The organism is Chitinophaga tropicalis, assembly GCF_009758205.1.
GTDB lineage: Bacteria > Bacteroidota > Bacteroidia > Chitinophagales > Chitinophagaceae > Chitinophaga > Chitinophaga tropicalis.
Genome location: NZ_WRXN01000016.1, coordinates 37,153 through 59,154, shown reverse-complemented (window position 1 = coordinate 59,154; position 22,002 = coordinate 37,153). Strand labels below are relative to the sequence as shown.

At 47.7% G+C, this 22,002-nt stretch carries 21 protein-coding genes; all 21 read left to right on the top strand.

What is annotated here, in order from left to right; genetic code table 11:
* Nucleotides 1–42 precede the first annotated feature (42 nt).
* The 21 genes from GO493_RS26320 to GO493_RS26220 all read left to right on the top strand — a co-directional run bounded on the left by GO493_RS26320 (nt 43) and on the right by GO493_RS26220 (nt 21,954).
* Complete coding sequence (locus GO493_RS26320) at nt 43–1,269, top strand: beta-ketoacyl-[acyl-carrier-protein] synthase family protein (protein ID WP_157309226.1); 1,227 nt, start codon at nt 43–45, stop codon at nt 1,267–1,269.
* Nucleotides 1,270–1,500: 231 nt separating this feature from the next.
* Complete coding sequence (locus tag GO493_RS26315) at nt 1,501–1,758, top strand: acyl carrier protein (protein ID WP_157309225.1); 258 nt, start codon at nt 1,501–1,503, stop codon at nt 1,756–1,758.
* On the top strand, nt 1,758–2,648 hold the full coding sequence (locus GO493_RS26310; protein WP_157309224.1) for an LpxL/LpxP family acyltransferase: 891 nt from the start codon (nt 1,758–1,760) through the stop codon (nt 2,646–2,648). Before GO493_RS26315 ends, GO493_RS26310 begins: the two co-directional genes overlap by 1 nt.
* Nucleotides 2,649–2,651: 3 nt before the next feature.
* A complete protein-coding gene (locus GO493_RS26305; protein ID WP_157309223.1) occupies nt 2,652–3,071 on the top strand; it encodes a 3-hydroxyacyl-ACP dehydratase in 420 nt (139 codons plus the stop codon).
* Nucleotides 3,072–3,082: 11 nt separating this feature from the next.
* A complete protein-coding gene (locus GO493_RS26300) occupies nt 3,083–3,781 on the top strand; it encodes a hypothetical protein (protein ID WP_157309222.1) in 699 nt (232 codons plus the stop codon).
* Nucleotides 3,782–3,803: 22 nt separating this feature from the next.
* Nucleotides 3,804–4,250, top strand: coding sequence for an acyl-CoA thioesterase (locus GO493_RS26295; protein WP_157309221.1), 447 nt, complete (start codon nt 3,804–3,806; stop codon nt 4,248–4,250).
* The gene (locus GO493_RS26290; protein WP_232539102.1) at nt 4,247–5,398 is read left to right on the top strand and encodes a beta-ketoacyl synthase N-terminal-like domain-containing protein; all 1,152 of its coding nucleotides are present in this window, start codon (nt 4,247–4,249) and stop codon (nt 5,396–5,398) included. Before GO493_RS26295 ends, GO493_RS26290 begins: the two co-directional genes overlap by 4 nt.
* Before the next feature lie 18 nt (nt 5,399–5,416).
* A complete protein-coding gene (locus GO493_RS26285) occupies nt 5,417–6,484 on the top strand; it encodes a methyltransferase (RefSeq protein ID WP_157309220.1) in 1,068 nt (355 codons plus the stop codon).
* A 402-nt stretch (nt 6,485–6,886) separates the two neighbouring features.
* Nucleotides 6,887–8,134, top strand: coding sequence for an NAD(P)/FAD-dependent oxidoreductase (locus GO493_RS26280; RefSeq protein ID WP_157309219.1), 1,248 nt, complete (start codon nt 6,887–6,889; stop codon nt 8,132–8,134).
* 1 nt (nt 8,135) lies between these two features.
* Nucleotides 8,136–8,750 (top strand): beta-ketoacyl synthase N-terminal-like domain-containing protein, encoded by a 615-nt coding sequence (locus tag GO493_RS26275; RefSeq protein WP_157309218.1) that lies wholly within the window; start codon nt 8,136–8,138, stop codon nt 8,748–8,750.
* 22 nt (nt 8,751–8,772) lie between these two features.
* The gene (locus GO493_RS26270; RefSeq protein WP_157309217.1) at nt 8,773–9,033 is read left to right on the top strand and encodes a phosphopantetheine-binding protein; all 261 of its coding nucleotides are present in this window, start codon (nt 8,773–8,775) and stop codon (nt 9,031–9,033) included.
* Nucleotides 9,033–10,238 carry a beta-ketoacyl-[acyl-carrier-protein] synthase family protein gene (locus tag GO493_RS26265; RefSeq protein ID WP_157309216.1) on the top strand — a complete coding sequence of 402 codons (1,206 nt, stop codon included), beginning with the start codon at nt 9,033–9,035 and terminating at the stop codon, nt 10,236–10,238. The genes GO493_RS26270 and GO493_RS26265 overlap by 1 nt, the downstream gene beginning before the upstream one ends.
* A 3-nt stretch (nt 10,239–10,241) precedes the next feature.
* On the top strand, nt 10,242–11,306 hold the full coding sequence (locus GO493_RS26260; RefSeq protein ID WP_157309215.1) for a beta-ketoacyl synthase N-terminal-like domain-containing protein: 1,065 nt from the start codon (nt 10,242–10,244) through the stop codon (nt 11,304–11,306).
* Nucleotides 11,300–12,076: a polysaccharide deacetylase family protein gene (locus GO493_RS26255; protein WP_157309214.1), complete on the top strand. Its 777-nt coding sequence runs from the start codon at nt 11,300–11,302 to the stop codon at nt 12,074–12,076. Before GO493_RS26260 ends, GO493_RS26255 begins: the two co-directional genes overlap by 7 nt.
* Nucleotides 12,069–12,701 (top strand): LolA family protein, encoded by a 633-nt coding sequence (locus GO493_RS26250; protein ID WP_157309213.1) that lies wholly within the window; start codon nt 12,069–12,071, stop codon nt 12,699–12,701. Before GO493_RS26255 ends, GO493_RS26250 begins: the two co-directional genes overlap by 8 nt.
* On the top strand, nt 12,679–13,299 hold the full coding sequence (locus tag GO493_RS26245; RefSeq protein WP_157309212.1) for a hypothetical protein: 621 nt from the start codon (nt 12,679–12,681) through the stop codon (nt 13,297–13,299). The genes GO493_RS26250 and GO493_RS26245 overlap by 23 nt, the downstream gene beginning before the upstream one ends.
* On the top strand, nt 13,299–13,664 hold the full coding sequence (locus GO493_RS26240; RefSeq protein WP_157309211.1) for a 3-hydroxyacyl-ACP dehydratase: 366 nt from the start codon (nt 13,299–13,301) through the stop codon (nt 13,662–13,664). Before GO493_RS26245 ends, GO493_RS26240 begins: the two co-directional genes overlap by 1 nt.
* Nucleotides 13,665–13,670: 6 nt before the next feature.
* Complete coding sequence (locus GO493_RS26235; protein ID WP_157309210.1) at nt 13,671–14,873, top strand: DUF2062 domain-containing protein; 1,203 nt, start codon at nt 13,671–13,673, stop codon at nt 14,871–14,873.
* Nucleotides 14,874–14,885: 12 nt separating this feature from the next.
* A complete protein-coding gene (locus tag GO493_RS26230; protein ID WP_157309209.1) occupies nt 14,886–18,767 on the top strand; it encodes a trifunctional MMPL family transporter/lysophospholipid acyltransferase/class I SAM-dependent methyltransferase in 3,882 nt (1,293 codons plus the stop codon).
* The gene (locus GO493_RS26225; protein WP_157309208.1) at nt 18,749–20,257 is read left to right on the top strand and encodes a phytoene desaturase family protein; all 1,509 of its coding nucleotides are present in this window, start codon (nt 18,749–18,751) and stop codon (nt 20,255–20,257) included. The genes GO493_RS26230 and GO493_RS26225 overlap by 19 nt, the downstream gene beginning before the upstream one ends.
* An 11-nt stretch (nt 20,258–20,268) precedes the next feature.
* The gene (locus GO493_RS26220; RefSeq protein WP_157309207.1) at nt 20,269–21,954 is read left to right on the top strand and encodes a C45 family autoproteolytic acyltransferase/hydolase; all 1,686 of its coding nucleotides are present in this window, start codon (nt 20,269–20,271) and stop codon (nt 21,952–21,954) included.
* Nucleotides 21,955–22,002 lie beyond the last annotated feature (48 nt).

The following is a 22,002-nucleotide window of genomic DNA, read 5'->3' as shown; positions in this document are numbered from 1 at the left end:
GAATGAGGTACTGTCTGTTAACCGCTGTACAAAAAGAACCATATGAACAGAGTAGTGATCACAGGGTTGGGAATATATTCCTGTATTGGTAAGAACCTGGAGGAGGTACGTGATTCATTATACAAAGGAAAGTCCGGCATTATACTGGACCCTGAGAGAAAAGCATTCGGATACCGTTCCGGGCTGACGGGGTATGTGGACCGTCCTGATCTGAAAGGAGTGCTTGACCGCCGTGCAAGGCTGATGATGCCTGAGCAGGCGGAATTTGCGTTTATGAGTACCCGTGAGGCCCTGGCACAGGCCCGTATTGATCCTGACTATATAGAGAAGACCGAAGTGGGTTTGCTGTTTGGTAACGACAGCTCTTCCAAACCTGTGATAGAGGCGACTGATATTATGCGGGAGAAAAAGGACACCATGCTGGTAGGTTCAGGCTCTGTGTTCCAGACCATGAACTCTACCGTGAATATGAACCTGGCCACTATCTTCAAGCTGCGCGGTATTAACTTCAGCGTCAGCGCTGCATGTGCCAGTGGTTCCCATTCCATTGGGCTGGGATATATGTTTATCAGGAATGGTATGCAGGATTGTGTGATCTGTGGTGGCGCCCAGGAGATCAACATCTATTCTATGGGCAACTTTGATGCTATTGCTGCTTTTTCTGTGAGGGAGGACGAGCCGGCCAAGGCAAGCCGCCCGTTTGACCGTGACCGTGACGGGTTGGTGCCCAGTGGTGGCGCTGCTACTGTGATACTGGAAAGCCTGGAATCTGCACAACGCAGGGGAGCTACTATTCTGGGTGAAGTGATAGGGTATGGGTTCTCTTCCAACGGAGCACATATTTCAAATCCGACAATAGACGGTCCTGCGCGTTCCCTGCAGATAGCCCTGCAGGATGCGGGATTACAACCCCAGGACATTGAATACATCAACGCCCATGCTACCAGTACCCCTGCGGGCGACGCCAGTGAGGCGGCGGCGCTGGACCTGGTGTTTGGCGGCTCAAAGCCATATATCAGCTCTACCAAATCGATGACAGGGCATGAGTGCTGGATGGCGGGCGCCAGTGAAATTGTTTACTCCATGCTGATGATGCAGAACGGTTTTATAGCCCCCAATATCAACCTGGAAAACCCGGACGGAGCCGCAGCAAATTTAAATATAACCAACAGTACTATTAATAAAGAGTTTAATATATTTTTGTCTAATTCTTTTGGCTTTGGAGGAACCAATTCTTCTCTGATAGTCCGGAAATGGAATGGTAAATAGTTGGCTGTCACAATGTTATACCCGAAAAAAGGCAATTTGTACATTTTGGCCGGATATTTATAACTTTGAGGGGACGAAATTGAAGCATTTATTAATGGAAGGACTACAATATGCAGCATTAAGGAAGGATACATCAGTCCGGTATTATACGGAGGGACAAAACCCAGCGAACACTTATTACTACATTTTAACCAATTAGCTCAACCTATATCCTAGAGGTTTATTTAAATTATGGATAAGAAAGAAATCATACAGATCACAAATGCGTTCCTGGTAGAAGAATTTGAAGCGGACCCGGAAAAGATCACGCCTGATGCCAACCTGAAAGCTACCCTGGACCTGGATAGTCTTGACTATATAGATCTGGTAGTAGTGATAGAGAATAATTTCGGTTTTAAAGTAAACCCGGAAGATTTCCAGGGAATCTCCACATTCCAGGATTTCTATGAATATGTGGCAACCAGGATCAAACAAAAGCAACTGGTATAATGTCTTCCTGGGAGGGGAAATCCAAAGGGAATAAGCTGGGGTATAGTATATTTATCGCAACCTTACGTTATGGAGGGGTATTGCCTGCTTATGTGTTACTGAGGTTTGTTGCCGCATACTATTTTATATTTTCCTACAGTTCTTCCCGCCCCATATTTAACTATTTTCATACAAAGATCGGATATGGCTGGTGGCGTTCTTTACTGAGTGTTTACCGCAATTATTATGTTTTCGGGCAGGTATTGATCGATAAGGTAGTGGTCATGTCCGGGATAGGTAATAAATTCACCTTTGAATTTGAGGGGGAGAAATACCTGAGGGAGATCACAGCGGCCGGCAGGGGAGGTATTATGCTGAGCGCCCACCTGGGAAACTGGGAAGTGGCGGGGCATTTGTTCCGGCGGCTGGAAACCCGTATCAATATTGTCATGTTTGATGGTGAGCATGAGCGGATCAAGAAATACCTGTCGTCCGTTACAGGAGAAAGGAATGTGAATATTATTGTAATTAAGGACGATTTATCGCACATTTACGCTATCAATGAAGCCCTGAGTAACCAGGAACTGGTGTGTATGCACGCAGACAGGTTCCTTAAGGGTAATAAAACAGTACAGGCCAATTTTCTCGGGCAACAGGCAAGCTTTCCGGCAGGCCCTTTTCTGCTGGCAGCTACCTTCAGGGTACCGGTGTCATTGGTGTTCGCTTTTAAGGAAACCAGCACTCATTATCACCTCTATGCTACCCAGCCCAGGGAATATCATGGCCGGCGCCGGCAAGGTGTGGAACTTGCCGTTCAGGATTTTGTAATGGAACTGGAAGAAATGGTGAAGAAATATCCTGAACAATGGTTTAATTATTACGATTTCTGGGAACTACCGAAAACTGATTGATATATGTTCATCCACACAGACAGCGTTACAGCGTATATTCCTCAACGTACACCGATAGTGATGATTGGGGGAATACTGGAAGTGAAAGATAATATTACCCGTACCGGCCTGCAGATTGCGGCCGATAATCTTTTTGTGGAAGATGGTGTGCTGAAAGCCCCAGGGTTGCTGGAGAACATGGCGCAAACTGCCGCTGCAAGGGTTGGCTATATTGCACAACAGGAAAATACCCCCGTACCCATAGGCTTCATAGGCGCCGTAAAAGACTTTGAAGTGTTTGAATTCCCCCCCGCCGGCGCTTTTATAGAAACCACCACCGAGATACTGAGCCAGGTGTTCAATGCTACCATGGTAGCCGGCAAAGTAACGCTTAACGGGAAGATAATGGCCCAATGTGAACTCAAAATTTTCATAAACCCCTAAAAACCATCTTTATGAATGCTGTAAACAAATTCCTTCTGACGGGCTGTACTGCTATGCTTGTAACCCTGACCGCTGTAAAGAGCCAGGCGCAGAGCCTCAGGGAATTTTTCCAGAAGGAAGAAACACCCCTGATATACCTGGGTGTTGATTTCTCTCTTACAAAGATCCAGGGAGAAGCTGCCACTGCTGCAGAGATCCAGGATAAGTTCGAGCCCATCAACAGTGTGATCATCACTGAAACAAAAAAGTACGACATTGCAGAGGCCTTCAGAAGAAGCACTGTTACAAACGACCTGGAAGCGATCAAGAAAGTGAACGACGCTATCAGCGCTGATAAGATCAAGACAGATAATATTGCTGATGTGGAAAAAGGCCTTACACCTGCAGATATAGGCAAACATGTAAGCGCATATAAACTCTCCGGCAAAAAAGGCATAGGACTGGTATTCATCATGGACGGCATGAGCAAGGCCAATAAAGAAGCCTATGTTTATGTAACATTGCTGGACCTGGCCACTAAAAAAGTATTACTTACTGAAAGAATAACCGGCAAGGCACAGGGCTTTGGCTTCCGTAACTACTGGGCTTATACCATCTTCAAAGTGCTGAACAGCATTGACAAAGGAAAGTACAATGACTGGAAAAAGAAAGCTGTTGAAGAGCCAGTAGTGAGGACAGCAATGACTGCTGCCACCGGAACCTACAACTGATACCGGTCCTAAATTAATGAGCATGAATCCTGTATTGACCGAAAGAGCAGACATATTGGTGAAATTCAATGAAGCAGATCCGCTTGGGATAGTGTGGCACGGCCATTATGTACGGTATTTTGAAGATGGAAGAGAAGCATTCGGTGAAAAATACGGACTTCGTTACCTCGATATTTATAAACGTGGATATTCTGTTCCCGTAGTGAATGTGCAATGCAATTATAAACGCTCTCTCAGGTATGGCGACCGCGTTATTGTTGAAACCACCTACATCAACACACCAGCCGCCAAAATTAAGTTTGAGTACAAGTTGTATAATGCCGCTACAGGAGAACTTGTAGCAGACGGGAGCTCCGTACAGGTGTTCCTGGATATTGAAACGTCATCCCTGCAACTGACAATACCTGCTTTCTTCCAGGAATGGAAAGAACAGCAGGGACTTCTGTTCCCTTCAAATAATGTGAAATGATGAAGCCTGTGTATGTGGTGGCAGACAATATCATTTCTCCGCTGGGAAGAACAACAGAGGAGAACTTTTCCAATGTAAGCAAGGGACAGAGCGGTATACGCCAGCATAACAATAAGGCATTGTGGCCTGCGCCCTTTTATGCTGCTATGTTTGCGGAAGGCCAGCTGGAATCATACTGGAATGAGGACAGCCTGGAAAACTATACAAAATTTGAACAACTGCTGGTCCTTTCTGTGCAGAATGCACTGGACAGAACCCCTATCAATATCAATGACGGGCGTACCGCCTTCATTGTATCTACCACCAAAGGCAACATTGAGCTGCTGGAACAGCAGGCAGATCCTGCCAATGCTCCTTTACAGGAAATGGAGCTGTTCCATACCGCAAAGAAAGTAGCTGCATATTTCGGGTATTCAGCAGACCCCATTGTGGTGAGCAATGCCTGTATATCAGGCCTGCTGGCTATCCTGACAGCGAAAAGGCTGATACTTTCCGGTCGCTATGATCATGCAGTGGTAACGGGAGCAGATGTGGTGACTCAGTTTGTCCTGTCCGGCTTTCAGTCGTTCCAGGCTGTGAGCAGTGAGCCATGCCGCCCGTTCGATGCAGAGAGGAAAGGTGTGACGCTGGGAGAAGGTGCGGGTACGGTGATACTCACCTGTAAAGAGGAGTATGTACCTGAGCATGCCATTCGCGTAGGAGCGGGAGCAGTAAGCAATGACGCCAATCATATTTCCGGTCCGTCGCGTACCGGTGCAGAACTGGGAGAGGCCATGCAAAGGGCGCTTTCCGGTACTGGACTGAGCAGCGCAGATATTGGTTTTGTTTCTGCACATGGCACGGCTACGCTGTACAATGACGAAATGGAATCTAAGGCCCTGCAGGTGGCTGGTCTGCTGGAAAGACCGGTGAACAGCCTGAAGGGCTACTATGGTCATACCCTGGGCGCTGCCGGCCTGATAGAGACTATTATAGGCATGCATGCCCTGCAGCAGCAGCTGGTGATACCAACACTGGGTTTTGAGACCCTGGGCGTGAGTGAGCCGGTACAGGTGAGCAACCAGTTGAAACAGTTTGCCATGCAGCATTTCCTTAAAACAGTATCTGGCTTTGGCGGATGCAATGCTGCAATGGTTTTTTCAAAATAATCTAACCTTAATTTCAGAATGGAGCTTTTTACCAAAGAGACAAAAACAGCATTACAGGCGCAGGAAGCTGCGTTAAGACTGGCATTTGCACCAATAGCATTTCAGGCCACCCGGGCCCTGCGTGATATGGGGATATTGCAGGTGGTGAGCGACAGCGGCCCGAAAGGCGTTACTATCGAGGAAATACTGGAGAAAGTCTCGCTTAGCCGTTATGCTGTGCGCGTATTGCTGGAAGCCGGTCTTGGTATTGAGCTGCTGATAGTGAATGACAAAAGATACTCCCTGACAAAGACAGGTTATTTTATCCTGCATGATAAGCTGACCCGTATTAACATGGACTTCTCACAGGACATCTGTTACCTGGGGATGAACCATTTGCAGGAGAGCCTGCGTGAAGGAAGGCCTGCAGGACTGAAAGAACTGGGCCCCTGGGATACCATTTATCCTGGCTTACCCCTTCTGCCACCGGAAATAGGTAAGAGCTGGTTTGATTTTGATCACTATTACTCCGATCTGGCATTCCCACAGGCTTTGCCTGTCGTATTTGAGAATAAGCCCCGTAAACTGCTGGATATAGGTGGTAATACAGGTAAATGGACGCTGGCATGTACTGCATATGATAAAGATGTACAGGTGACCATGTTTGACCTGCCGGGAGAAATAGCTATTGCGCAGCAAAGAGCGAAAGAAGCAGGTGTGGCAGATCGTGTATCGTTCCATGAAGCCAATATCCTGGATGAAAGCCTGCCTTTCCCTTCGGGCTTTGATGCTATCTGGATGAGCCAGTTCCTGGATTGTTTTTCTGAAGAACAGATAGTTTCGATATTGAAGCGTTGTGGTGACGCTCTTACAGAGAGAGGAACCATTTTTATACTGGAGCCGTTCTGGAACAGGCAGCCTTATAAATCAGCCGCTTTCTGCCTGCAACAGACATCTCTTTATTTTACTGCCATGGCAAATGGCAATAGCCAGATGTACCACACAGACGATTTCTTTAAATGTATAGAGGACGCAGGTTTACAGATTATTGAGGAGAATAACCAGATGGGATTAAGTTATACTTTACTTAAATGTAAAAGGCGGTAACAACACATCATGTACCACACAGATGATTTCTTTAAATGTATAGAGGACGCAGGTTTACAGATTATTGAGGAGAATAACCAGATGGGATTAAGTTATACTTTACTTAAATGTAAAAGGCGGTAACAACACATCATGTACCACACAGATGATTTCTTTAAATGTATAGAGGACGCAGGTTTACAGATTATTGAGGAGAATAACCAGATGGGATTAAGTTATACTTTACTTAAATGTAAAAGGCGGTAACAACACATCATGTACCACACGGACGATTTCTTTAAATGTATAGAAGACGCAGGTTTACAGATTATTGAGGAGAATAACCAGATGGGGCTTAGCTATACTTTACTTAAATGTAAAAAGCGTTAAACAAACTTATTATCTAATTCTCATACACCCGACATGAATACAGAAAAGGTAGATGTACTGGTTATTGGAGCTGGCCCTTCCGGAACAGTGGCCGCATCTATTATCCATCAGGCAGGTTATTCTGTCAAAATAGTGGAGAAGCTGAAGTTTCCGCGCTTTGTGATAGGAGAGAGTCTGCTGCCGCGCAGTATGGAAGCCCTGGAAGAAGCCGGTTTTATTGAGGCTATTAAAGCAAAAGGCTTCCAGGAGAAGTATGGCGCCAAGTTCGTTAAAGGCGATGAGGTGTGCGACTTTACCTTTAAGGAGCAGCATACCCCGGGCTGGACCTGGACCTGGCAGGTGACCCGTGCAGATTTTGATAAGACCCTGGCAGATACTGTGGAGGCGATGGGAGTACCTGTTGCATATGAAACTACAGTGACAGACATCCGCTTTAACGGGAGTGATTCTGTTACTACTGTGGAAGATGTGAATGGTAACAAATCGCAGATAGAAGCCCGTTTTATTGTAGACGGCAGTGGTTACGGCAGGGTTATTCCCCGTCTTTTCAACCTTGAAAAAGCATCTAACCTGCAGCCCCGCAAGGCGCTGTTTGCACATACGAAGGATGTTCGCCGTTCTATGGCGGACGAGCCAAACCGTATTACGGCCGTTGTTCATCAGCCCGGTACGTGGATATGGATCATTCCGTTCTCTTCAGGGGTGACCTCTGTAGGTTTTGTAAGCGATCCATCTTTCTTCAATTCATATCCCGGTACACCGGAACAGCAGTACCGTGCCATGCTGGAAGCCGAGCCTAATACCCGGGAGCGTTTCCGTGATGTGGAGCTGGTATTTGAGCCGCGTATACTGGAGTCCTGGTCTGCCACGACAGACAAGTTCTATGGCGAAGGTTTTGTGCTGACGGGCAATGTAACAGAATTTCTGGACCCTATTTTCTCATCTGGCGTAACTTTGGCCTGCGTTTCTGCGCAGACCGCAGCTAAACTGGTGATACGCAAGCTGAAAGGAGAATCGGTTGACTGGGAGGCGGAATATATGGCGCCTACCATGCAGGGGGTGAATACCTTCCGCTCTTATGTGATGGCCTGGTATGAGGGAACGCTGGACAAGATCTTCTTCTCGAAAGAGCCACAGCCGGAGGTGAAGAACCAGATATGCTCTGTGCTGGCCGGTTATGTATGGGATTATAGCAATCCTTTTGTGAAGAACCATGATACGGCACTGAAGCGGCTGGCGCGTACAATTGAATTAACGGAAAAAATAAAACAGGACCAGTAGTTTGGACAACGGTGAGGTATATATTACAGGAACTTGTGTGATCCGGAACAACCGGGTGTATCACAATGGTACATTGCTATCAGAAGTGCCGCAGGAGACGGAATTGCCGGAATTTCTGCGGGCAGTGTACGACAGGGTATCCGGTCAGTATCCCAAGTTTCATAAGATGGATAACCTGTCGAAGCTGGGCTGGCTGGCGGCGGAAGTGCTGCTTCGTGAAGCCCCGTTCAAGGGTCATTTGCCGGAAAGGACAGGCCTGGTGCTGGCCAACAGGAGCGCCAGCCTGGATACGGACCTGCGGTATTATGATACGGTGAAGGATATTGCCAGTCCCGCGTTATTTGTATACACACTATCCAATATTGTGATGGGAGAGATCAGTATCCGGCACGGCTTTAAAGGCGAGAATGTGTTCTTTACCTCGGATACTTTTGATACTTCTCTGATGGCCGGATACCTGGAGCAGCTGTTCAATGAGCGGGCTGTCAGCGCCTGTCTTTGCGGATGGGTGGAGGTAATGGGCCCGCAATATGAAGTGGTCCTGCATAAAGTAGAGAGAACTGATAAAGGCATGGCTGTACTCAGTGCAGACAGCCTGGCACCTGCAACTATTTAAAAATATACAGTAATAATTAGTCATGGAAAATTTGATGGCGGCGCTGAAAGCCCAGATAGTAGAGCAATTGAATCTGCAGGAAGTAAAACCTGAGGATATAGGGGATGATCAGCCTTTGTTTAAAGACGGGCTGGGGCTGGATTCTATCGATGCGCTGGAAATAATAGTACTGCTGCAGCAGCATTACGGTATCCGTATTGCCAATCCTGAGCAGGGGCCGGAGATCTTTTACTCCGTACGTACCATCGCTGAATTTATTACCGCGCATCAAAACAAGCAATAATGGGCAGTGGGGCATGGATTGCCGGTGGCGGCGTTATTTGCGGTATAGGGAATAATGTGGCGGAGTGCCTGGAGGCATTCAGGCGCATGGAGTCCGGTATGGCGCAAATGCAGCACCTGCGTTCTGTACACCGTTCAACATTTCCTGTAGCGGAGGTAAAGGCGGATAACAAAACGCTGGCTGCCATGGCCGGAATGCCTGAATATATAAGCAGAACGGCTTTACTGAGCCGGATAGCTGCGCAGGAGGCATGGAACAGCACAGGCCTGGGAGACATCAGCCAGTACCGTGTGGGTTTTGTGTCTGCCAACACGGTAGGTGGGATGGACAAGACGGAAGACTTCTTTGCAGACTACCTGGAGAATGAGAGTAACGGGCATCTGCGGCAGGTGGTGCATCACGAATGTGGCGCTGTAACAGAGCTGGTGGCTGATGCTATGGGCATCCGTCATCATATTTCCACTATCAGTACTGCCTGTTCTTCAGCCGCCAATGCGCTGATGTATGGTTCCCGCCTTATAAACAACAATATGGTGGATGTGGTGATAGCCGGAGGAACAGATGCGCTGACCCGTTTTACCCTGAATGGATTCAATACACTGATGATACTGGACCAGGCGGCCTGCCGTCCTTTTGACGACACCCGTACAGGTCTGAACCTGGGTGAGGGCGCCGGTTATGTAGTGCTGATCAGCGAGGCCCTGGCGGCTGAGCTGCCTGCCACTCATCCGGCCTGGTGCCGTTTAAGCGGGTATGCCAATGCAAATGACGCCTATCACCAGACGGCATCATCGCCAGACGGTATAGGCAATTTCCTGGCTATGCAGGGCGCGTTGGAGATGAGCGGGCTGACGCCGGCAGATATAGATTATATTAACCTGCATGGTACGGGCACGCAGAATAACGACATTGCAGAAGGCACGGCCATTGCACGCCTTTTTGCACCTGCTTTCCCGCCACTGAGCAGTACCAAATCTTTTACAGGGCATACGCTGGGAGCCAGCGGAGGTATTGAAGCGGTATTCTCTGCCATGGCTGTAAAGGAAGGGATCATCTATCCCAATGCAAACTTTTCGAAGCAGATAAAGGAATTACCTTTTTCTCCTGTTGTTAAATTTTCGACCGGCAATCAACTGCAGCATGTAATGTCCAATTCCTTTGGCTTTGGCGGCAATTGTTCCAGTCTTGTATTTTCAAAGATTTAGACCATGAACATCTATATACAGGGAACAGGTTGTGTATCGCCGCAGGCTACTGCGACAGAGGGGCCGTTCCCGGCAGCTGTCATTCCCTGGCAGGGGGCCCGGCTGAAGAACTGGGACCCTGACTATAAACAGTGGATAGATGTGAAGCTGATACGCCGAATGGGGCGTGTTATCAAAATGGGAGTGGCGTCTGCAAAGCTCAGTCTGCAGGAAGCAGGCATAGAAAAGCCGGAAGCTATTATTACCGGTACAGCCTACGGCTGCCTGGACGATACCGGTGTTTTCCTGACAAAGATGATCAATCAGCAGGAAGAACTGCTGACGCCTACGGCATTTATACAGTCCACCCACAACACGGTGGCGGGGCAGATAGCGCTTATGCTGGGTTGCCATGGTTATAACAATACTTTTGTTCATAAGGGCTTTTCTTTTGAGAACGCCCTGCTGGACAGCATAATGATACTGAGAGAGGGCCGTACCGGCAGTATACTGGCCGGCGCTATGGACGAGCTGACGGACCATAGTTTTAAGATACTCTCCCGCTTTGACCTGTATAAAAAAGAACCGGTAACACAGGACAGCCTGTTGCGCAGCAACACTCACGGCACCGTAGCCGGTGAAGGGGCTGCCAGCTTTGTACTGGGAACGGAGAAAGGAGCCCATACAAAGGCTAAGCTTTCCGGGCTGACCACTTTATACCGGCCGGCGGGGAAAGCGGAAATAATGGCTGATATTGAGGCTTTCCTGGCAGCGCACAGCTGTAACAGGGAAGAAATAAGCCTGATCATTACCGGGCGTAACGGAGATGTGGCAGGAGATGAGTGGTATGAGCATGTGGAGAATAACCTGCTGCCGGAAATACCGGTAGCCTGTTTTAAACATTTATGCGGGGAATACCCGACAGCATCTGCATTTGCCATGTGGATGGCCTGCAGGATACTGGCGGAACAGGCAGTTCCGGCCAGTGCGATGTTTAAGGGGAATGTGAAGGGAAAACAACAAAAGATACTGATCTATAATCATCATAAACAAACGCATCATTCGCTGATCCTCTTATCTGCATGCTGACGCACCGCACAGCCAATATTGCCCTGTTTGTTCTGCTGGCAGCAGCCCTGCTGGTGAACAGTTTCCTGTGGCCTTTGCCATGGTGGGTGTTTGTGCTGTTGCCTTTGCCATATGTAGCTGCGCTGGTATGGGGCGCCTGTAATGTGGCCTCCGGGTTTTATATGCCGGTGGTATGCAAGGCGGAGACAGCGGAGAAAGTGATAGCGATCACGTTTGATGACGGGCCGTTGACACAGCATACGCCGGCCATACTGGATATATTGCAGAAGGAGCAGGCCCCTGCGGCCTTTTTCTGTATTGGCAGGCATATTGCAGGACAGGAGCAGCTTTTGCGGCGGATGGAAGCGGAAGGGCATGTAATAGGCAATCACAGCTTCTCCCATCATTTCTGGTTCGATATGTTCGGAGCAGGTAAAATGCTGGCAGAGCTGCGGCAGGTGGATGATGCAGTAGAAAAGGCAATGGGGAAGAGGCCCCGTCTGTTCCGTCCTCCTTACGGGGTGACCAATCCTAACCTGCGGAGGGCTGTACAGAGAGGGAATTATACGGCGGTGGGATGGAACATCCGATCGCTGGATACTGTGGCCAGGAGCAGGGAAGAGCTGCTGCAGCGTATTAAACCGGCTGTACAACCAGGGGCGGTATTGCTGCTGCACGATTCTATGGAAGTGACCCTGCAGGCTTTGCCTGAGCTGATCACTTACCTGAGAGAGGAGGGGTATCGTATAGAAAGAATTGACAAGTTATTAAACATACCCGCTTATGCGTAGATGGGCTTTATTTATGGGTTTTATTGTATGCGCCATACAGGTGATGGCGCAGAGTGGTTTTAAGCCGGTAGCGGATGTAACGGCCTTTAAACAGCAGTTTGCAAAGGCTTCCCAGGCTACTCAATCCATACAGAGTGATTTTGTGCAGGAGAAGAACCTGAGCATGCTGTCAGACAAGATCGTGTCAAAAGGAAAGTTCTGGTTTAAGAAAGAGAACAAGGTGCGTATGGAATACCAGCAGCCTTCCTATTACCTGCTGGTGATGAACGGGAAGGATATTAAGACGAAGGATGGAAGGAAGGAGAGCCGTGTATCTGCAAAGGGTAACAAGCTGTTTGAACAGATCAACAGGATCACGGTAGATTGTGTGCAGGGAAATGTGGTGAATAATGCAGACTTTAACACGCACATATTGGAGAACACGCAGTTCTACCTGCTGGAAATGACGCCTGTGAATAAAGCGCTGGCACAGTATTTCAAATCTATTCACCTGCTGGTGGACAAGAAAGATTATTCTGTGTCGAAGATAGAAATGTATGAAGCCGGTGGTGATGATACCAGCATCAGCTTTCAGCACAAACAACTGAACGTAAATATTCCGGATGCGGTCTTTGCTGTTAAATAGTTTGCTGGCGATAGGGTTGTTGTCAGGCTGCTCTTCTGCATACAGGGGACTGCAGCCGGCTACCGGAGATGTGAATTGTATCAGGCAGTTCCGTCCGCAGTTTGCCAATGCTTTATACAGTACGCAGGTAGATGTACTGAAGCATCATCTGAGTGGATTGCTGTTCTTTAAACAGATGCCGGACAGTAGTTTGCGGGTGGTCTTTGCCAATGAGATGGGGTTCAAGTTCTTTGATTTTGAATTTCAGGCGGATGGCGGTTTTGTGAAGCATTACATGCTGCCCAGGATGGATAAAAAGGCGGTAGTAAAGACATTGAGGGGCGATTTTGAACTGGTGTTGCTTCGCCCGGAATTATCAACAGCAAAGGTGCTGCGTACAGGTAATTACCTGTATACGGCGGTGCCTACTGCAAAAGGAAACAACTACTATATTACTGATACGGCCTGTACACGCCTGGAGCGCATTGAGAAAGCCTCCCGCCGCAAGCCGGTAGTAAAGGTGTGGCTGGGCAGCTATACGGCAGGAGTACCTGACAGTGTGCTGATCAGTCACCAGGGTTTTAAATTTAATATTTCATTACAACGCGTACAGAAATAATGTTAGCAGGAAAACTTTTCACAATTGAGCAGGAACAGCAGCAGGCAGACGCTGCTACTTACGGTATCTTATGGAATGCTTCACATCCTGTATTTGAAGGCCATTTTCCCGGGAAACCGGTAGTGCCCGGCGTATGTATGATGCAATCTGTCCAGGAATTGCTGGAGAGGTCGTTACAGCATAAGGTATTGCTGAAAAAGGCAGGCAATATGAAATTCCTCAACATGATAGATCCGAATGCAAATCCGCAAACGGAGATATCGCTGCAATATAAAGAGCAGGAGGGCGAGATCAAGGTGACCGCTGCTCTGAAGTTTGAGGCGCTTACCTTCATGAAATTCCAGGGAACATTTGTACACGCATAACAGAGAATGACCGATACTGCAACATATGAAGACCAGTTTGCCAGCCTGAGGGCGGCGGTGCTGGTGCCAACCTACAATAATGCAGCCACACTGGCCGCTGTATTGCAGGATGTGCTATCCTATACCTCCCATGTAATAGTAGTGAACGATGGCAGTACAGATGACACAGCTGCCATCCTGGACACTTTTCCGCAGGTACAGCGGGTTGAATACGCACTCAACAGGGGGAAGGGCATTGCCCTGCGCCGTGGCTTTAAATATGCCCTGCAACAAGGGTATGATTATGTGATAACCATGGATGCAGACGGGCAACATTTTGCGTCCGACCTGCCGGGTATGCTGGAGAAACTGTATACAGAAAGAAAAGCTATCATCATAGGCGCACGTAACCTGCAGCAGGAGAATATGCCCGGCAAAAACACTTTTGCCAACAGGTTCTCCAACTTCTGGTTCTGGGTGGAAACAGGACTGAAGGGACCCGACACGCAATCCGGCTATCGCCTGTATCCTATCTATGCTATGAAGGATATGCGGTTTTACTGTCCTAAATATGAATTTGAGATAGAAGTGCTGGTGCGCAGTTCGTGGAAGGGAATAAAAGTAGACTGGACGCCTGTTAAAGTATATTACCCGCCCGCAGAAGAGCGGGTATCTCATTTCAGGCCCATGAGGGATTTTTCCCGTATCAGTGTGCTGAATACGGTACTGGTGCTGATAGCATTCCTGTATATCAAGCCCCGTGACTTTATCCGCTGGATATTTAAGCCGGAGAGCTGGCGTGTGATCTGGTTTGAGCATATTCTGAACAAGGAGGAATCTAATGCAAAAAAGGCGGCTTCCATAGGCTTTGGCGTATTTATGGGGATAGTGCCTATCTGGGGATTCCAGATCATCACTGCCCTGGCGCTGGCTACGCTTTTCCGGCTGAATAAGGCGCTGGTATTATTGTCCTGCCACATCAGCATTCCCCCGCTGATCCCTTTTGTTGTCTTTGCCAGTTTTGTGACCGGCAGGATATGGGTGAGGGAGGGAAGCATATTACTGACGTTCAGCAGTGATCTGTCACTCGCAACTATCAAACAGAACCTGTTCCAGTATTTTTCAGGGGGGATCACCCTGGCTGTGATATGCGGTGCCTTAACATGGCTGGTGGTTTATATCCTGCTGGCTATTTTCAGGAATGATCCGGCTAAACAGCGGTCTGTGTAATGTAACCATCTTATGGGAAAATTCTTTGTAGGCATATATAATTTCTTTGACCGGCATAAGGCCTTGCTGTGGGTATGCACCATTGCCAGTTTCCTTGTGTCCGTTTTTTTTGCGTCCCGTATCCGCCTGGAAGAGGATATTACCCGTATCCTGCCGCAGGATAAAACACTGGATAAATTACAGCAGGTCTTTAATGATTCGAGATTTGCAGATAAGCTGGTGATCACCGTTTCCCAGAAAGATACTACAGGGGAAGCGCAGCCGGACAGTCTTACCGCTTTTGCGGGAGAGCTGACCACGCTGGCAGGAGAACGGCTGAAGCCTTATATAAAGCAGTTCCAGGCGCAGGTGGAAGATGCTGCTGTGCTGGACCTGATGCAGGTGATACAGGACCATTTGCCGGTATTCCTGGAAGAGAAAGATTACAGGAGCATTGATTCACTGATCACGCCGGAAAGGCTACAGCAATCGCTCGAAAGTAATTATAATACCCTTATTTCTCCCGCGGGACTTGTAGTAAAGAAGGTGATATCCGCAGACCCCGTAGGGATGTCATGGCTGGGGATTAAGAAATTACAGCACCTGCAGTATGATGAACAGTTTGAGTTGTACGATGGTTATGTGATGAGTAAAGATCATCGCCATCTGCTGCTGTTCATCACACCTGCTTTTCCACCCAGTGCAACGGGTAAGAATGCCACTTTTTTGAAGGAGTTGCAGCAGCAGATAGATGCTGTACAAAAGTATCATCCTGTGGTGGAAGCCTCTTTCTTTGGCGCTACAGCCGTATCAGCCGGTAACGCACAGCAGCTGAGGCAGGATACAATGCTGACGCAGGGGATTACTGTTGCGTTGCTGATAGTGATCATAGTGTTGTTCTTCCGTAAGAAACGTGCTCCGTTGCTGGTGATGCTGCCTGTGATATTTGGAGCATTATTCTCTCTGGCCGCGGTTTATCTTATAAAAGGCCAGATATCTGTTATTGCATTAGGAGCAGGAGCTGTGGTACTGGGCATTGCGGTGAACTATTCCCTGCATGTGTTTAATCACTATCGTCACCTGCCTGATATCAGGGAAGTGATAAACGATCTGGCTTCTCCGATGACGATAGGTAGTTTCACTACTGTAGGAGGTTTTCTCTGCCTGCAGTTCGTGGAATCTCCCATACTGAATGACATGGGAATCTTTGCCGCCATGAGCCTGATAGGGGCCGCGTTGTTTTCGCTGATCTTCCTTCCTCACTGGATAGTATTGGGTAAACAGCCGGAAGTGCCTTCTGTACAGCGGCATAACTGGCTGGATAAATTAGCGGGGTACAAACCTGAGAAGAATAAATACCTGGTCTTAGTCATCATAGTACTGACAGTTATCTTCTTCTTTACAGCAGGGAAAGCAGGCTTTGAAAGCGATATGATGCGTATGAACTTCATGCGCCCTGAGCTGAAGGAAGCAGAAGCGAAATTCAATAAGGTAAATGCCCTTACGGCACAGTCGGTATATGTTGTTACAGAAGGCGCTGATCTTGACGCTGCGTTGCGTAACAATGAGCTGTTACTACCAGCGGTACAACAGCTGCAGCAGCAGGGTATCGTGAAGAAATTTGCCGGTGTTCATACATTGCTGTTGTCGAAGAAAGAGCAGCGGGAACGTATAGAAAGATGGAATAACTACTGGACACCGGAAAAGAAGCAGCAACTGATCTCTTACCTGCAGCAGCATGGGCCTGTTGTGGGATATAAAGCAACGGCTTTTGGTGCGTTTGATCAGTGGCTGAACAAGGCATTCACACCTGTGCCGGAAGCCGCCCTGAAAACCATGCGTAGCGGTAACCTGGGCGACTTTATCACGGAGAAGAATGGCCGTGTTTCAGTGATCACGTTACTGAAAGTAGACCCGCATCAGAAAGCGGCTGTTTATAAAGCATTAAAAGAGCAGACCAATACAACAGTACTTGATAAACAGTATGTGGCCAACCGCCTGGTGGAAGTAATGCAGAACGAGTTTAACAGTATTGCCTGGATGACCTCTGTACTGGTGTTCCTGGCGCTGCTGCTTTCTTATGGCCGTATAGAGCTGGCGCTTATCACTTTCATTCCCATGCTGATCAGCTGGGTATGGATACTGGGTATTATGGGATTGTTTGGTATTAAATTCAATATTGTAAACATTATTCTCAGCACATTTATATTCGGCCTGGGGGATGATTACAGCATCTTTACCATGGATGGGCTATTGCAGGAATATAAGACGGGAAGAAAGGATAACTTATCTTCCTTCCGTTCTTCCATTTTCCTGTCAGCCATTACCACTATACTGGGGCTTGGGGTTATGATCTTTGCGAAGCATCCTTCCCTGCGTTCTATTGCGCTGATCTCTATTATCGGCATCAGTTGTGTGGTGCTGATATCGCAGGTCATGATACCTTTCCTGTTCAACTGGCTGATCGTGAACCGTACCTGCAAGGGCCGTGCGCCATGGACGTTGCATGGCTGGGTTAAGTCTGTGTTTGCCTTCGCTTATTTTACGGCCGGATGTTTACTGCTGACAGGTCTGGGCTGGTTGCTGATCCGCCTTAATCCGTTCAATAAAGAGAAAGGAAAGGTGATCTATCACAGGTTGCTTTCTGCCTATACCAGGTCACTGATCTACATTATGGGCAATGTAAGAAAGAAGATCATCAACCCGTTGAATGAGCAGTTGAAGACGCCGGCAGTTATTATCAGTAATCATCAGTCTTTCCTTGACATACTTGTTTCCACGATGCTGCATCCGAAGGTGATACTGCTTACCAGTGAATGGGTGTGGAACTCGCCCGTATTCGGTGCTGTGGTGAGGCTGGGAGATTATTATCCTGTAGTGGAAGGTGCAGAGGGCAGTATTGAGAAGCTGCGCAGCAGGGTGGAGCAGGGATATTCTATAGTGGTTTACCCGGAGGGGACCCGATCACCCGACAACAGCATTAAACGTTTTCATAAAGGCGCTTTTTATATTGCAGAAGAACTGGGGTTGGATATCCTGCCTGTTATACTCCATGGTACAGGCTATACCATGAGCAAGAATGATTTTCTGCTGAAAGACGGTACTATCACCGTTCAATATCTTCCCCGCATCAAAGCAGGCGATACCAGCTGGGGAGAGAACTATTCTGTCCGCACCAAACAGATAAGCCGTTACTTTAAAGCGGAGTATGAAAAGCTGCGTGCTTCCATTGAAACACCTGCCTGGTTCAGGGAGCAGATGATATACAACTACATTTACAAAGGCCCTGTCCTGGAATGGTACATGCGTATAAAAACGAAGCTGGAAGATAATTACGCTGTGTTTCACCAGCTGCTGCCACAGAAAGGGCGTATCCTTGATATTGGCTGTGGTTATGGCTTTATGAGTTATATGCTGCACTGGCTTTCCAACGGAAGACAGATAACCGGTATTGACTATGATGAAAACAAGGTAATTACCGCGCAGCATTGCTACCTGCGTAATGAACATGTTAACTTTGAATGGGCAGATATTACCAGCTATGAGTTCGGAAAATATGATGCTTACGTGATCAGCGATGTGCTGCATTACCTGCAGCCGGAAGAGCAGGAGAAAGTACTGTCTGACTGTATCAGGCAGCTTGGTCCGCAGGGAGTGATCATTGTCCGTGATGGTGACAGTGATCTTGTTAAACGTCATGAAGGTACGCGGCTCACAGAATTTTTTTCAACCAGACTGATAGGATTTAATAAAACGAAAGACAAACCATTATCTTTCTTCTCGTCATCCCGCATCAGGAACATTGTTCATGCCAATGGGGCTGTGATGGAGCAGATAGACAATACACGGTACACATCCAATGTAATTTTTATTATCAAAAAAGTTATCCCCCCTACATGCGACAGTATGACGTAATTATTATCGGCAGCGGACTGGGAAGCCTGGTTTGCGGCGCTATTTTGAGTAAGAACGGGTATAAGGTATGTATTTATGAGAAGAACAGGCAGATAGGCGGCTGTCTTCAGACATTTTCAAGGGACAAGGCAATTATCGATTCAGGCGTACATTACATAGGCAGCCTGGGAGAGGGGCAGACGCTGAATAAAGTGTTTCGTTACCTGGGTATTATGGACTCACTGAAATTAAAGCAGCTGGACGTAGACGGATTTGACCAGATACATTTCAAGGATGAGGCGGTGACCTATAAAATGGCCCAGGGATATGACAACTTCATTGAACAGCTGCTGGTGCATTTTCCTGCAGAAAAGGATGCCCTGCATGCCTATTGCGATAAGATAAAGGAAGTGTGCAGCAAGTTTCCGCTGTTTAACCTCCGCATGGGACATTATACCGAAAAGGAAGCGGTCATTGGCCTGGATACCTGCACCTTTATACGCAGCATTACTGACAATGAACGCCTGCAGCACGTGCTGGCAGGCAATAACCTGCTGTATGCCGGCGTAGCGCATAAAACGCCGTTCTATGTGCATGCCCTGGTGCAGAACAGCTATATTGAGGGCTCCTGGAAATGTGTGGATGGCGGTTCGCAGATAGCGCGCAGCCTGAATAAGGTGATAAAGGAAAATGGCGGTACTGTGATACGCAATATGGCCGTAAGCAGTATTGTAGAGTGTAATGGCCAGGCAGATCATATAGTGCTGGAAAATGGTGAAACGGTAACGGGGAAGTATTTTATTTCCGGTCTTCACCCTGCCAAAACGATGGAGATCACGCAGAGCAGCACTCTCCGGAATGCTTACCGCGCAAGGATAGGCAGCCTGGAAAACACCCCCGGCACTTTTATGCTTAACATTGTCATGAAGCCGGGTTGTTTCCGTTACCAGAACTACAACTACTATCACCACGCCACAGATAATGCCTGGGAAGGTATTAACCAGACGACGGACAACTGGCCGCAGACCTATGCCATGTTCAGCGCTGCCGGCAGCAAGGACAGCCAGTTTACGGATAATATTTCCATTATGACCTATATGCGCTATGAGGAAGTAGCGACCTGGCATGATACTTTTAATACAGACTCCAGTCCGGACGACAGGAGCGCTGATTACCAGGCCTTTAAAGCGGAGAAGGCTGAAAGGCTGCTGGATGCGGTGGAAAAACAGTTTCCGGGCATACGGGATTGCATCCTCGCTTATTATGCCGCTACGCCGCTTACCTACAGGGATTACCTGGCTATGCCGGAAGGAAGCATGTATGGTATTGCCAAAGATGCTAATGACCCGTTAAAAACAATGATACCATCGGCCACCCGCCTGCCTAATTTGTATCTTACAGGGCAAAACCTGAACTTGCATGGAATTTTGGGGGTAACGATGACGGCAGTATTGACCAGTGCGGAACTGGTAGGACTGGAGAGGCTGGTAAATGAAATTAGTGCAGCATAAAATATTGAAAATTGAATAAAGGGAAAAAAAGAAGCGGATGGCGTAAACTATGGAGGGCGTTACTCTTCACCCTGATAGGCTTTGTAACATTGATAGTGGCGCTGATCATTTATGTGGTAAGCGTATCGCATATTGACCCGCCGGTAATAGCAGATAAACAAGCCCTGCAATGGCAGCGCAAGCAGCTGGACGCTACCAGCTATACCCTGGGCAACAACTGGTTCCGCAAGAGCAACAGTGGTTTGTATGAGCTGTATGTGGAAGGGAAACCGTTTGAAAGGGGAGTAGTATATGGCAAGCTTACTTCAGAACTTGTAAAACGCCAGGAAGATCATTTTACAGACCAGATCAGGAAAATGATACCTTCTCCTTCTTACCTGAAATTCCTGCGTTATTTTGTAGGGTTCTTCAACAGGAACCTGGCAGATAATATTGCAGAAGAAAATAAAGAAGAGATATATGGCATTTCTTTTTCCGCTTCAGAGAAATATGATTTTATAGGTACCAATTATGAGCGTATTCTGAACTATCATGCGGCGCATGATATTGGTCATGCGTTACAGAACATGGCGCTGGTGGCCTGTACATCCTTCGGGACCTGGGATGACGCATCCGCAGACAGTAACCTGATCATAGGCAGGAACTTTGATTTCTATGTAGGAGATAAGTTCTCTGAAGATAAGATAGTGGCTTTCTACCGCCCGGAAAAGGGATATAAATTCATGATGGTGACCTGGGCAGGGTTTACCGGTGTAGCATCAGGCATGAATGAGAAAGGGCTGACAGTGACTATCAATGCTGATAAGAGTGATATTCCTACAGGCGCCGCCACTCCGGTATCGCTGGTGGCAAGGGAGATACTGCAGTATGCAAGGAATATTGATGAAGCATGGGCCATTGCAAAGCGGCATAAGATGTTCGTGTCTGAATCTTTCCTGGTAGGTTCTGCAGAAGATAATCGCGCTGCCATTATTGAGAAGACGCCGGAGAGAATGGATATCTATGATCCGCGGAAGAACTTCATTACCTGTACCAATCACTTCCAGGGAGATACACTGGGTAAAACAGCACAGAACATAAAGCAGCGGGATGAGACCGCTTCAGGATACCGCTTTGAACGCCTTAGCGAGCTGATAAAGCAGAAAGGCCCTAATACAGTACAGAAGACCGTGGATATTCTTCGTGACCGTTACGGATTGCATGGGGAGAATATAGGTATGGGAAATGAGCGCGCCATCAACCAGCTGATAGCGCATCATGCTGTTGTGTTTGAGCCTAAGAAGAAGCTGGTGTGGGTATCTGCAGCGCCGTACCAGTTAGGTGAATTTGTAGCTTATAATCTTGACAGTGTATTTGCCATGAAAGGGCTGCAAACAGATCATGAGATATATGACAGCACATTGACCATTGCAGCAGATACTTTCCTGCAATCGGCCGATTACAGGAAGTTCGTGACATTCCGTAATCTGAAGATGGCTGTGCTGGATGGGAAGGATGTGGATGTGCGCGCTATGACAGCTGCTAATCCTGAATATTATCATGCTTATGTGCTGGCGGGTGATTATGAGTTTAAACATAAGCGTTATAGTAGTGCTGAAGGGTATTATAAAACTGCGTTGACTAAAGTGATTGCTACGAAAGCAGAGGAGGAGCATGTGAAGGAGCAGATAGTGAAGTGTAAGGAAAAGAAAAAGTGAGTTACAGTGGTTGTAGAATGACTTGAGGTAGCTAAATGTAAACACAAA